This window comes from Dactylosporangium sp. NPDC050588, from assembly GCF_040654975.1.
GTDB lineage: Bacteria > Actinomycetota > Actinomycetes > Mycobacteriales > Micromonosporaceae > Dactylosporangium > Dactylosporangium maewongense.
In genome coordinates, this window is sequence record NZ_JBFAJA010000001.1 from 174,878 (window position 1) to 187,952 (window position 13,075).

Sequence of the window (13,075 nt, forward strand, 5' to 3'; positions counted from 1 at the left end):
CCCGTGGACACCACCCAGCTGCTCAAAGGGGTCCTCGACCTGGCCGTGCTCGCCGTCCTGCGGGACGAGGACGGGTATGGCTACGACATCCTGCGCCGCCTGCGGTCGGCCGGGCTCGACGAGGTCGGCGACGCCTCCGTGTATGGCACCCTGCGCCGGCTCTTCCAGGCCGGGATGCTCACCACCTACGTGGTCCCCAGCGAGTCGGGGCCGCACCGCAAGTACTACGCGCTGAACGCCGCCGGCCGGACCCAGCTCGGCGCCTCGGGCAAGGTGTGGCGGGGCTTCGCCACGACCATGGACCAGTTGATCGGGGAGACGTCGTGACCGAGGCAGCCACGATCGAGATCGACTACTACTACGAGCGGGTGGCCGCGGCCCTCGCCGACCTGCCCGCGGAGACCCGCGACGAGCTGCTCGAGGACCTGCCGGCGCACTTCGCCGAGGTGCTCGAGGAGCAGGGCGGCCCGCTCGTCGACCGGCTCGGCCCGCCGGCGACCTACGCCGCCGAGTTGCGCGCCGCCGCCGGTCTCGAGGCCGCCGCGGGAGCGGAGGCCGGCCGGGCGCCGGTCGTCGTCTACTACGAGCGGTTCGTCGCCGCCCTGCCGGACCTCGACCGGCGCGCCGGCCGGGTCATCGGCTACCCGCGGGCGACAGAGTTCCTGCGGCTGCTGCGCCCGGCCTGGTGGATCGCCCGCGCGGTCGGGATCGTGGTGCTGATCTTCGCCATGGACGTGGTGCCCGCCGACCGCTTCGACGACCCGATCGGCTGGCTGCTGCTGGCGGTCGCGATCGTCGTGTCGATCCGCGTCGGCGCGACGGGCGTGCCCCGGGCGCCCCGCTGGATCCGGTTCGCCGGGACCGCCGTCGCCGTCGTCGGCGTGCTGTTCGTGATCGCGAACGCGCCGAGCCTGCTGCGGGGGTATGGCAGCAGCCAGGACTACTACCCGACCAGCGGCGGCCGCTTCGACAGCGTGACCAACGTCTTCCCGGTCGACGAGCAGGGCCGCTCGTTGCAGCACATCACCCTGTACGACCAGAACGGCCAGCCGATCCAGGTCGGCGACTACTGGCGCTGCACCACCGGCGACGAGTCCAAGCCGGTGAGCTACCCGCTGTGCCTCGGCACGCCCCGCCCCGGCGAGTCCGAGACGCCGTCGCCGTCCGTGTCACCGTCGCCTTCCGCACCTTCCTCCGCATCCCCCGCCGCGTCCGGATCGGCGTCGGCGTCCGCGTCCCCATCGGCGTCGCTCAGCCCGAGCCCGTCCCGCTAGTTTTGAGGCGTGCCCGACGACCTCGACCTCCTCGACGCCGAGATCTGCGACTGCCGGCTGTGCCCCCGGCTGGTCGAGTGGCGGGAGCAGGTCGCGGCGACGAAACGGGCCGCGTTCCGGGACCAGGAGTACTGGGGCCGTCCCGTCCCCGGCTTCGGCGCCCACGACGCCACGCTCGCCATCCTCGGCCTGGCACCCGCCGCACACGGGGGGAACCGGACCGGTCGCATCTTCACCGGCGACCGGTCCGGTGACGTGCTGTTCGCCGCCATGCACCGGGCCGGCCTCGCCAACCAGCCCACCAGCGTCAGCAGTGACGACGGCCTGTCACTGGAGCGCACAAGGATCTTCGCCGCGGTGCGGTGCGCCCCGCCGGACAACAAGCCGACCCCCGCGGAGCGCGACACCTGCGCGCCCTACCTGCACCGCGAGCTCGCCCTCATCCGCCCGACCCTGCGGGTCGTGGTCGCGCTCGGCGGATTCGCCTGGGCCGCCTTCTGGCCCGCGCTGCGCGCCGTCTACGGTGTAGCACCGGCACGAAAGGTACCGTTCGGCCACGGCACCCTGTGGCAGGCCGACGGCGCCCCCGCGTTGCTCGGTTGTTACCACGTGAGCCAGCAGAACACCTTTACCGGCAGGCTCACGCCAGGAATGCTGGACGAGGTTTTCACCCGTGCGAAGGCACTCGCCGGGATCGGATGACGCTGACCGACGGGATGTCATGGACCGCACCTTCAACCGCTGGTTGCCGGTGCTCGCCGTCGTCGCCGTGCTCGGCATCGCCGCCGCGGCCGCGTCCACCTCGTCGCCCGAGATCAGCAAGGTGCCCGTGCCGGAGCTGCTCGCGACGCCGCCCGCGGTGTCCTCGACGCCGGACGTCATGAACTCGGGCGGGCCGCTGGCCTCGGCCGCGCCGGAGGAAGCCCCGTTCACGCTGCCCGACTGGGTGACGTACACCGCCGGCATCCTGTGCCTGCTCGTCGTCGCGGTGCTCGTCGGCTGGCTCGCCTGGTCGCTGCTGCGCAACGCTGGCCCGAAGCGCAAGGCCCGGCTCTTCGTCGAGCCGAAGCAGCCGACCCCGATGACCGACGGCGGCGCCGAGGTGATCGCCGCGGTCGACGCCGGCATCGTCGAGCTCTCCGACACCGACACCGACCCGCGCCGCGCGGTCATCGCCTGCTGGGTCCGCCTGGAGCGGGCCGCCGCGGCCGCCGGCACCCCCCGCGAGACCGGCGACAGCCCCACCGACCTGGTCACCCGGCTCCTCGCCGGCCACCAGGTCAGCCGGCCGACCCTCGAAGGGCTCGCCTTCGTCTACCGCGAGGCGCGCTACGCGACCCGCCCCGTCGACGAGCGGTCCCGCCAGGGCGCGATCGAGGCGCTGCGGCAGCTGCGCTCGGAGCTGTCGCTGCAGGGAGGTGCCGCCCGTGGCGCGTAACCCCGACGAGATGGTCAGCCTCGAGGAGCTCTTCGACGCCGGCCGCACCGCCGTCGCCGCCGACCCGCGGCCGGTGCGCCGCCCGTCCCGGCCCTACGACACCCGCTGGTGGATCCGGCGGCTGTTCATCGCGTTCGCGCTCACCACCGTCGGCTGGGGGCTGCTGTACGTGGTGGGCCTGACCGTGTCGTACCCACTCGTCTTCCTCGGCATCCTGGCGGTCGGCATCATCCAGGAGGCGTTGCGGCAGGTCCACGCCGACGAGCTGCCGGTCACCGTCACCGGCCGCGGCCTCACCCCGGTCCGCCCGCCGACCCTGGCCAAGAAGAAGGCCCTGGCCAGGACGCGGCGCACCGGCGAGGTCCTCGACGGCGTCCCCGTCCTCGACGGCCTGCGCCTGGCCGTCGGCCGGTGGGAGGACCGCCTCGTCTGGGGCGAGCGCGACGCGAAACGCTTCGCCGCGCTCGTCGTGCCCCGCATCTCCGACCTGGTCGACACCAGGCTGCGGCAGAAGCACGGGATCACCCTGGCGGGGTCGCCGAGACAGGCAAGGGCACTGCTGGGGGAGGAGCTGTGGACGCTGCTGCACCAGCCGCCGTCGCGCGTGCCGAGCCCAGGAGACGTAGCATCGATCGTCGCGAAGGTGGAGGGGCTATGAAGACGCTCGCACCGGCCGAGGTTGGCCGGATCGCCAAGGTGGTCCTCGACCAGGTCGGCACGGTGGTCGTCGGCAAGCGCGACTCCCTGGAGCTGGTGCTGGCCGGGATCCTCGCCGGCGGGCACGTGCTGCTGGAGGACCTGCCGGGCCTCGCGAAGACGCTGACCGCGCGCTCGTTCGCGCAGGCGCTCGGCATCAGCTTCCGGCGGCTGCAGTTCACCCCCGACCTGCTGCCCGCCGACGTCACCGGCTCGTTCCTCTACGACCAGCGCTCGCACGAGTTCACCTTCCGCGCCGGCCCGGTCTTCACGAACCTGCTGCTCGCCGACGAGATCAACCGCACCCCGCCGAAGACGCAGTCGGCGCTGCTGGAGGCGATGCAGGAGCGGCAGGTGTCGGTCGAGGGCGCCACGTACCGGCTGGACCCGCCGTTCCACGTCCTCGCCACCGCCAACCCGATCGAGTACGAGGGCACCTACCCGCTCCCCGAGGCGCAGCTGGACCGGTTCCTGCTGCGGGTGTCGTTCGGCTACCCGGAGGCCGACGAGGAGTGGGAGGTCCTGCGCCGCAGGATGTCCCGCCGGCAGGAGGACGCGATCCTCGAGCCGGTCGTCGACTCCGAGACCCTCCTCGCCATGCAGGGCGCGCTGGAGGACGTCAGCGTCGAGGACTCGATCGGGCGGTACATCGTCGCCCTCGCCGCGGCGACCCGCTCCCACCCGCAGGTCCTCGTCGGCGCCTCGCCCCGCGGCTCGCTCGCGCTGCTGCTGCTCGCCCGGGCCGCCGCCGCGCTCAGCGGCCGCGACTACGTCATCCCCGAGGACGTCAAGGCCGTCGCCGTGCCCGCCCTCGCCCACCGCATCACGCTCCTGCCGGAGATGTGGCTCAAGCGCATCGACCCCCGGGCCGTCGTGGGCGAGGTGCTCGCGCAGACCCCGGCACCCGCCAGCGGCGCGCTGCCCACGTACGGCGGAAGGCGTGGCTGAGCGGCGCCCCTCGCCGGGCGTGCGGTCCCATGCGCGGGCCTTCGAACCGACCCGCGCGCTCGGCCGGGCGGTCTTCGTCGCCGGCGTGCTCGTCTTCGTCGCCGTCCTCATCGGCCGCTTCGACCTGGTCCTGCTCGCCACGCCGTTCGCCCTCGGCACCGCCCTGTCGCTGCTGCGCCGGCCCGGCCGCGCGCCGACCCTCGAAGTCACCGCCGCCGAGCCGTTCGTCGTCGAGGGCGCCGACCTCGACGTGAGCGTGGGCGTCGGCAACCCCAACCCGGGCGGCTTCGACCTCGTCGTGGTCCGCATCGCCGTGCCCCGCTGGATCCGCCTGGAGCACAGCGACCGCCCCTACGCCGTCGGCGTCGACCCCGGCACGATCGCCTCCGTCGACCTGCACGGCCGGGTCCTGCGCTGGGGCCGCCACCCGCTCGGCCCCATCGACGCGCACGGCTTCGCCGCCGACGGCCTGCTCATCAGCCGCGCCGTGCAGGCCCCCGCGCTGCCGATCAAGGCGTACCCGGCGATCGAGCACTTCGACGCCGCCGAGGCCATGCCCCGCGCCGCCGGCCACGTCGGCGGCCACCGCTCCCGCCGCCCCGGCGAAGGCGGCGAGCTCGCCGGCGTCCGCCGCTTCGGCTCCGGCGACCGGCTGCGCCGCATCGACTGGCGCGTCTCCCTGCGTACGCGGGAGCTGCACGTCGTCAGTACCCTCTCCGACCGCGACGCCGAGGTCGTCGTCCTGCTCGACGCCCTGCACGAGGCCGGCCGCTCCGGCGGCATCGACGGCCGCGCGTCCGTCCTGGACACCACCGTCCGCGCCGCCGCCGGCATCGCCGAGCACTACCTGCGCCGCGGCGACCGGGTGGCGCTGCTGCAGTACGGCGGCCAGATCCGCCAGCTGCGCCCCGCCAGCGGCCGCAGGCACTACATGACGACCCTCGAGTGGCTGCTCGACATCTCCCCCGCACAGGTCGCCGACGAGCCGCCACCCTCGGTCTTCGGCCCGCACATGGTGCAGCACAACGCGCTGGTCATGGTCCTCACCCCGCTCCTGGACCCCCGCTCCGCATCGATGCTCGCCAACCTGGCCCGCGCCGGCCGCTTCGTCGTCGCCGTCGACACCCTCACCGAGCCCTCCGCCGCCCTGCGCGGCACCGGCCCGTGGGGCGCGGTCGCCCACCGCCTCTGGCTCCTCGAACGCGACAGCGTCATCGGCCAGCTCCGCGAGCACGGCGTCCCCGTCGTCCCCTGGGGCGGCGCCGGCAGCCTCGACGAGGTCCTGCGCGGCGTGGCCCGCGTCGCCCTCTCCCGGACGGTCACCAAATGATCGAGGAGCTGCAGGACGCCCTGCTCACCCGCCTGGGCCGCCTCAAGGACATGCTCGAGCGCGCCGCCGCCGGCCCCCTGCTCGTCCGCTTCGCGGTCTTCCTGCTCACCCTGGTCGCGGCCCTGGTCGCCTTCCCGGCCGAGGTGATCCTCCGCCCTCTCGCCTTGCTGATGGCCGCTGTACTGGCCGCGCTGCCCGCCCTCTTCCCCCGCACCCGTCTGGTCGGACTGGCCATCCTGCTGTGCGCCTTCGGCTGGCTCCTGAACACGTACACCTACGGCCAGAGGATCACCATCCCGCGCCTGATCGCCCTGGCGACCCTCCTCTACCTCACCCACTCCCTGTCCGCCCTGGCCGCCGCCCTGCCCTACGACGCCATCGTCTCCCCGGGCATCATCGTCGCCTGGCTCCTGCGCGCCACCGCCATCGTGAGCGCCAGCGCCATCGTCAGCGTCATGCTCCTGGCCGTGGTGAAGGCCGTCATCGGCCCGGTCTTCCTGCTCGCCTCATTGGTAGGTGTCCTGGCCGCCGCCGCTCTGGCCTGGTTGATCACCCGCAAAGCGCCGTAACGCTGCAGCTTCCCCGCTCATCAATGTCCAGGCGATGGTGTCATGTCGTCGGCCGGCATGGCGGCTTGTGATTGTTGTTCCATTGATGTTGTGCGATCAACCCCAAAATGGTCTCTGAATTGCCGGCAGATCGCGCAACGTCTACGGACAAAATCACTGATCTGGAATTGATTTAACGTCCGTTGGTGTCGTGGGCGAACCGTGGCTGCCCGTGCGGCCAGATCCGCCCTGGATCACGGGCGGCGGACGCAGCGCCAGCACCCAGACCGGGCGACGGTCCCGTCGCCGGACTCGACCGCATGATCCAAGGACAAACCCTGGCCGCGCCCATACGGCCAGATCCGTCCTTGGATCAAGCCGGGGCACTCGCGACGGCGGCCGCGGGATGCGGCGCGTATGCGCCGCTTGTTCTGCCTCGCGCCTCGGCGCGGGCAGTGCGTCGCGGAGCGGCGCATTGGGGTGCGGGTGAGAATCCCCGCCGGGCCCCGCCGCGGCAGCGGTGGGGGGATTTACAGTGACTGCGGTTACAGCTTGCGTAATGGTCGTTACATGTCTGTGGCCTGACTGAAGATGAGGGGTGTTCGCGGCTAGCGTTGCTGGTGTGGCTGCTAAGCGAATCCTTATCGTCGGTGCGGGGCACGTCGGGCTCTACGCCGCTCTTCGTCTGTCCAAGAAGCTGGGCCGGCACGAGGCCGAGGTGACGGTTGTCGATCCGCAGCCGCACATGACCTACCAGCCGTTCCTGCCGGAGTCGGCGGCCGGCAACATCTCACCGCGGCACTCGGTCGTGCCGCTGCGGCGCGAGCTGAAGCGCTGCCACGTGCTCGCCGGTGAGGTCACCCGGATCGAGCACGCCCGGAAGGTGGCCATCGTCCAGCCGATCGTGGGGCCGCCTCGTGAGGTGCCGTATGACCACATCGTCGTCGCGCCGGGGTCGGTGTCGCGGACGCTGCCGATCCCGGGGCTGCGCGAGCACGCGGTCGGCTTCAAGACGATCGGTGAGGCCATCTTCCTGCGCAACAGCGTGCTGGACCGGCTCGACGTCGCCGCGACCACGAGCGACCAGGCGACCCGGCGCCGGGCGCTGACGTTCGTGTTCGTCGGCGGCGGGTATGCGGGCATCGAGGCCCTCGCCGAGATGGAGGACATGGTCCGGGGCGCGCTGCGGTACTACCCGGAGATCCCCCAGGAAGACGTGCGGTTCGTGCTCGTCGAGGCGGCCCAGCGGATCCTGCCCGAGGTCGGGCCGGAGATGGGCGCCTACACGGTGGTGCAGCTCACCCGGCGCGCGATCGACATCCGGCTCGGCACGCGGCTCGAGTCGTGCGTCGACGGGATCGTGAAGCTGTCCGACGGCGACGAGTTCCCGGCGGACACGATCGTGTGGACGGCGGGCGTCAAGCCGCACCCGATGCTGGAGGACACGGACCTGCCGCGGACCCAGCGCGGGGCGATCACCTGCCTGCCGACGCTGCAGGTCGTGGACGCCGACCAGAACGTCGTCGACGGGGCGTGGAGCGCCGGTGACTGCGCCGCGGTGCCGGACCTCACGTCGGCGGTGCCCGGGGCGCTGTGCTCGCCGAGCGCGCAGCACGCGGTCCGCCAGGCGGCCCGGCTCGCCGACAACATCGCCGCCGTGGTGCGTGGGCGCCGCCCGGTGGAGTACAAGCACAAGCACGTCGGCTCGGTCGCCGGGCTCGGCCTGTACAAGGGCGTCGCGCACGTCTACGGGGTCAAGGTCCGCGGGCTGCCGGCGTGGTTCATGCACCGGACGTACCACCTGAGCAGGATCCCCACGCTCAACCGCAAGATCCGGGTCCTGGTCGACTGGACGCTGCAGCTCGTGCTGCGCCGCGAGGTCGTCGCGCTCGGGTCGCTGCACGAGCCGCGCGAGCCGTTCCTGACCGTGGCCCCGCCGATCCCGCTGCACCCGACTGCCAAGTCGGACCAGAAGGCGAAAGCCGCCTAAGGCGCCCGCCACACCCAAACGTCCTCGACCCGCTCGCCGGGGCCGAGCAGGCCGTCCATGGTCTGCTTGAGCGCCCCGGCGTTCGGGTGCCGGGGGTCGAGCACGAAGGACGCCGCCCGCCAGTACGCGACGTCGCGGGCGAGCGCGGCCCGGTCCTGGTCGGTCGGAGAGGCGGCGGACCCGGACTTCGCGACCCGCTGCAGCAGCTGCGACGTCGGCCGCGGGTAGACGCCGACGGCCGCCGCGCCGCCCTTGCCGTACGGCCCGATGAACCAGCCCTGCGGGGTGGCGATCCGCACGTCGGTCGCCGCCGCCCACCGCATCGCGTCGGGGTTCCGCGGATCCGGTAGCGGCACTGGCACGACCACGCCGTCCTCGGGCGCGTACATCCGCCAGTACCCCTCCGTGAAGAACCGCGGCGCGGGGGCACGGTCGGTCACCGCCAGCGGCACCGGGGCGAGCGGCACGAGCGCGGCCGTCACCGCGACCGGCACCAGCAGCCGCAGGGTCTCCGTCTGCGTGATCGCCGCGTGTACGACCCGCGCCACGATCACGGCGAGCAACGGGATCGCGCCGAGGGCGAACCGCGTCGGCAGCGCCGACTCGATCACCGGCAGGCCGGACAGCAGCGCGAACGGCCCACGCTGCTCGGTGGGCGAGTCGTCGACGACGATCCACGGACCGAGCGCGAAGAGCGACAGCACGACCGCGGTCACGGCCGACGCGAGGACCGCCGGCTGCCGCCACATCCAGACCGTCGCCCCGAGCGCGACCAGCAGCAGTGGCGCGCCGAAGAAGGTGGTGTACTCCGCGGGCCCGCTGACCAGCCGCGCGGCGCTGTCGTCGCCGGCGAGCGACTGCGGCGAGATGGCGGTGAAACTGGCGAGGTCGGCGGAGAAGAAGGAGGGATGGAACACCCCGCCCGAGGCGCTCTGCGGCCCCTGGAACTGCAGCCACAGCGGATACGCCAGCAGCGCCGCGGCAAGTCCGGCGCCGATGCCCAGGCCGAGGACGAACGGCGGCACCACCCGCCGTGACGGCCGGGCCGCCGCCGCGAACACCAGCGTGAACACCGCGAGGGTCACGGCCGCGAGGAAGAGCACCTCCTCGCCGACGAAGAACTGCGCGGTGACGAGCACGCCGAGCAGCACTCCGGTCCGCGCGGTCCGCCACGTCACGTCCGTCTGGTGGGCGAGGCGGACCACGCACCAGACGATCGGCGGCACCAGCCACGCCGCGGTCATGTGCAGGTGCGCGTTGGACTGCGCCACCATGCCGGGCGCGAACGCGGCGAACGCGCCCCCGAGCAGCGCGCCGGCCCGGTGCGTCCCGAGGGTGCGAGCGAACAGCAGGTACCAGCCGATCCCCGTCGCGGCGAGGTTACCGGCGACCAGCAGGCTGAACGTGACGGGCGCGCCGAACGCGAGGGTCACCGGGGCCATCAGCAGCCCCATGCCGATGAGCGAGGCGTTCGCGAGGAGGTTGACGCCCTCGGGCGCGTTGAGCATGCCGGTCACGAGGGTGAAGTCGCCGCGGTACGCTCGGGTGGCGTAGGCGAGGAACCACTCGTCGAGTGCCTGGTCACTGGGGTTGTGCGCGAGCACACGCCCGGCCGGACCGGGCCACAGCCGGTGCGTCAGCAGCGCGGCGGCGAGGATGAAGAGCAGCCCGGCGCCCACGTCGACCGGCCAGCGTCGCGGCGCCTGCAACGGTGGACCCTCGTTTGTCAAGGGCTCCGGCGGCGCCATCTCAACCTCGTCGGTCAGTGGGGGGCTGCTCACCCGGATGACAGTAACGGCGGTCCCCTTGTCGGTGTTGACGGTTCGTCGGACGGGCTACCGTGAGACGCGTTTCTACGCCCGGGTGGTGGAACGGCAGACACGGCCGCCTTAAAAGCGGCTGCCGCGAGGCGTGCGGGTTCGAACCCCGCCCCGGGCACTCCTTCCTGCTGTCCCACCGTGCGCGGTGGGCGCCGCGCGAGGGCGGGCGACGCACTCGCACCGAGCGTTTCGCCGTGTGTTCATGTGCTGGTCGTCCTCGTGGTCGAGGCTCGCGGAAAACACATTTCCCGCGAAGGACCGGCGACATTGCGCACCCCATTCCGTGTGATTCTTGCCCTTTTACCCGCATTATCGGGTGTCGCCATTGCGACCACCTCGGCGGTCGCGGCGGACACCCCTGCCATCCACATCAACGAGGTCGAGTCCAACGGCGGCACGCCCGGCGACTGGATTGAGCTGGTCAACACCGGTGCCACGGCCGTCGACGTGTCGGGCTGGCTGGTGAAGGACAACGACGACACCCACGTGTTCACCATCGCGGCGAACACCACGGTGGCGCCCGGCGGCTACCTGGTCGTCGACGTCGACCCGGTGTTCGGGCTCGGCGCCGCCGACTCGGCCCGGCTGTTCGCGGCCGACGGGACGACGCTGGTCGACTCGTACACGTGGACGGCCCACGCGGCGACGACCTACGGCCGCTGCCCGGACGGCACCGGCACCTTCGTCACCACCTCGTCCTCGACGCGCGGTGCGGCCAACGACTGCACCTCGCCGGCGGCCAAGGTGAAGATCAACGAGGTCGAGTCCAACGGCGGCACCCCGGGCGACTGGGTCGAGCTGGTCAACACCGGCGTCACCGCGGTCGACCTGTCCGGCTGGCTGGTGAGGGACAACGACGACACGCACGTGTTCACGATCGCGGCCAACACCACCCTCGCCCCCGGTGCCTACCTGGTCCTGGACGTGGATCCCGTGTTCGGCCTCGGTGCCGCCGACTCCGCCCGGCTTTTCGCGGCCGACGGGGTGACGCTGGTCGACTCGTACACCTGGACCGCCCACGCGGCGATCACCTACGGCCGCTGCCCGGACGGCACCGGACCGTTCGCCGCCACGACCGCCTCGACGCGGGGTGCGGCCAACGCCTGCGCCGGCCAGACACCCGCCACGGCCTGGCCGGGCGGCGCCGACGTCACCACCGCCGACCAGTCCGGCGTGTTCGGCGGGAACATGAGCGGCCTGTCGTTCCAGGGCCGCGACGTCCTCTGGGCGGTCAAGAACGGACCGGGCACCCTCTACCGCCTGACCTGGGACGGGTCGGCCTGGACGCCGTCGTCGGCCACCGTGCTGCACTACGCGGACGGCACCGGCGACGTCGACGCCGAGGGCGTGGTGTGGCGGCCGGACGGGATCTACGTGTCGACCGAGCGGAACAACGCCGTCAGCGGCGTGAGCCGGCCCACGATCGAGCGCTACGACGGTGTCAGCGGCACCGCGAACGCCGAGTGGAACCTCACCGCCGACCTGCCGGCCGTCGCCGCGAACAGCGGCCTGGAGGCGATCACCTGGGTGCCGGACGCGTACCTCACCGCGCACGGGTTCGCCGACCAGCGCACCGGTGCCGCGTACGACCCGGCCGTGTACCCGGGCCACGGCGACGGGCTCTTCCTCGTCGGGCTCGAGGCCAACGGCAGCGTCTACGCGTACGCGCTCACGCCGGGCGGCTTCACCCGGGTCGCGACGTTCGCCAGCGGGTTCCCGTCGGTGATGGACCTGGAGTTCGAGCCGGAGACGGGCCACCTGTGGGCCGTCTGCGACGACACGTGCAACGGCCGGGTCGCCACCCTCGACGTGACCGCGGGCGCGTTCGCCGTCAGCGGCCTGTACGAGCGCCCCGCCGGCATGCCGAACCTCAACAACGAGGGCTTCGCGATCGCGCCGCAGCAGGCGTGCGTCGCCGGCCGCAAGCCGGTGGTCTGGTCCGACGACAGCGGCACCGACGGGCACGCGCTGCGCGCCGGCACGATCACCTGCGTCGACCTGGACGCCGACGACGACGGCATCCTCGACGCCGTCGACCCGGCGCCCGCGGACCCGGCCAACGCGACGTTCGCCACGGCGGCAGTCTCCGGCCGGATCGCCGGCACGGGTGGGCGCACCGTCGCGGTGTCCGCCGGGCCGTCGTCGTCGGTCCGGTTCGACGTCGGCGCCGGTACCGCTCCCGCCGAGGTCCAGCTGTCCGGCAGCGACGCGGCGATCCGGTTCGGGGAGGGCTCCTACCTGCTCACCGGCCTGGTCGGCGTGTCGACCCTCGCCGGTGACGCCGCGACCGTGGCGGTGACCGCGCGCTCGGTGCCGGTCACGTTCAGCGTCCCGGCCGGCGGCTCGCTCGAGCTCACCGACGCGCTCACCGGCATCCGGCACACCGGCGCCGTCACGGTGCAGGCGGCCGGGCTGACCTGCGGTTCGGTCGACGCGGTCGTGGTCGGCACCACCGGCAACGACCGCCTCACCGGCACCGCCGGCAGCGACCTCATCGTCGGCCGCGGTGGTAACGACACCGTCACCGGTGGTGGCGGGTCCGACTGTGTCGTGACCGGCCCCGGCAACGACGTCATCACGACCGCGGGCGGCGACGACCTGATCGACGCGGGCGGCGGCAACAACGTCGTCGACGCGGGCGCCGGTGCCAACACCGTGATCGCCGCCTCGGGCAACGACGTCATCACGACCGGCGCCGGCGACGACCGGATCGAGGCCGGCGGCGGCAACAACGTCATCCGTGCCGGCGACGGCAACAACGTGGTCGTCACCGCCTCGGGCAACGACAGCATCACCACCGGTGCCGGCGACGACCGCGTCGACGCCGGGAACGGCAACAACACCGTCTCGACGGGCGCGGGTGCCGACGTGATCGGCACCGGCAGCGGCAACGACGTGGTGGACTGCGGCGCCGGCACGGACAGCGCCGCCGCAGGTCGCGGCAACAACACCAACGCCGGCGGTCGCTGCGAGTCGTTCGGCGTCTGACACCGTGTGTGCCGGCGAAACTGAGATCCACTCAGCGCCGGCA

11 protein-coding genes and 1 tRNA gene are annotated in these 13,075 nt (G+C 72.8%); 11 read left to right on the forward strand and 1 reads right to left on the reverse strand.

What is annotated here, in order from left to right:
- Window positions 1-3 precede the first annotated feature (3 nt).
- The 9 genes from AB0I21_RS00835 to AB0I21_RS00875 all read left to right on the forward strand — a co-directional run bounded on the left by AB0I21_RS00835 (window position 4) and on the right by AB0I21_RS00875 (window position 8,224).
- On the forward strand, window positions 4-327 hold the full coding sequence (locus tag AB0I21_RS00835; RefSeq protein WP_203845204.1) for a PadR family transcriptional regulator: 324 nt from the start codon (window positions 4-6) through the stop codon (window positions 325-327).
- Window positions 324-1,274: a hypothetical protein gene (locus AB0I21_RS00840; protein ID WP_360558019.1), complete on the forward strand. Its 951-nt coding sequence runs from the start codon at window positions 324-326 to the stop codon at window positions 1,272-1,274. The genes AB0I21_RS00835 and AB0I21_RS00840 overlap by 4 nt, the downstream gene beginning before the upstream one ends.
- 9 nt (window positions 1,275-1,283) lie before the next feature.
- Complete coding sequence (locus tag AB0I21_RS00845; RefSeq protein WP_360558020.1) at window positions 1,284-1,976, forward strand: uracil-DNA glycosylase; 693 nt, start codon at window positions 1,284-1,286, stop codon at window positions 1,974-1,976.
- Between the two features lie 19 nt (window positions 1,977-1,995).
- Entirely contained in the window at window positions 1,996-2,712 is a 717-nt protein-coding gene (locus AB0I21_RS00850) for a DUF4129 domain-containing protein (protein WP_360558021.1), read from the forward strand.
- The gene (locus AB0I21_RS00855; RefSeq protein ID WP_344501729.1) at window positions 2,702-3,370 is read left to right on the forward strand and encodes a hypothetical protein; all 669 of its coding nucleotides are present in this window, start codon (window positions 2,702-2,704) and stop codon (window positions 3,368-3,370) included. Before AB0I21_RS00850 ends, AB0I21_RS00855 begins: the two co-directional genes overlap by 11 nt.
- Window positions 3,367-4,356, forward strand: coding sequence for a MoxR family ATPase (locus AB0I21_RS00860; protein WP_360558023.1), 990 nt, complete (start codon window positions 3,367-3,369; stop codon window positions 4,354-4,356). The genes AB0I21_RS00855 and AB0I21_RS00860 overlap by 4 nt, the downstream gene beginning before the upstream one ends.
- Complete coding sequence (locus AB0I21_RS00865; RefSeq protein ID WP_360558025.1) at window positions 4,349-5,686, forward strand: DUF58 domain-containing protein; 1,338 nt, start codon at window positions 4,349-4,351, stop codon at window positions 5,684-5,686. Before AB0I21_RS00860 ends, AB0I21_RS00865 begins: the two co-directional genes overlap by 8 nt.
- Window positions 5,683-6,255: a hypothetical protein gene (locus AB0I21_RS00870; protein ID WP_360558026.1), complete on the forward strand. Its 573-nt coding sequence runs from the start codon at window positions 5,683-5,685 to the stop codon at window positions 6,253-6,255. The genes AB0I21_RS00865 and AB0I21_RS00870 overlap by 4 nt, the downstream gene beginning before the upstream one ends.
- Window positions 6,256-6,856: 601 nt before the next feature.
- Window positions 6,857-8,224, forward strand: coding sequence for an NAD(P)/FAD-dependent oxidoreductase (locus tag AB0I21_RS00875; RefSeq protein ID WP_360558028.1), 1,368 nt, complete (start codon window positions 6,857-6,859; stop codon window positions 8,222-8,224).
- Here AB0I21_RS00875 and AB0I21_RS00880 read toward each other — a convergent pair.
- Window positions 8,221-10,005 (reverse strand): hypothetical protein, encoded by a 1,785-nt coding sequence (locus AB0I21_RS00880; RefSeq protein WP_360558029.1) that lies wholly within the window; start codon window positions 10,003-10,005, stop codon window positions 8,221-8,223. The genes AB0I21_RS00875 and AB0I21_RS00880 overlap by 4 nt on opposite strands.
- 76 nt (window positions 10,006-10,081) lie before the next feature.
- Here AB0I21_RS00880 and AB0I21_RS00885 point away from each other — a divergent pair.
- Together AB0I21_RS00885 and AB0I21_RS00890 are read left to right on the forward strand one after the other, a co-directional pair.
- Window positions 10,082-10,162: transfer RNA gene (locus tag AB0I21_RS00885), tRNA-Leu, on the forward strand.
- A 167-nt stretch (window positions 10,163-10,329) separates the two neighbouring features.
- Complete coding sequence (locus AB0I21_RS00890) at window positions 10,330-13,032, forward strand: lamin tail domain-containing protein (RefSeq protein WP_360558031.1); 2,703 nt, start codon at window positions 10,330-10,332, stop codon at window positions 13,030-13,032.
- Window positions 13,033-13,075: the final 43 nt, after the last annotated feature.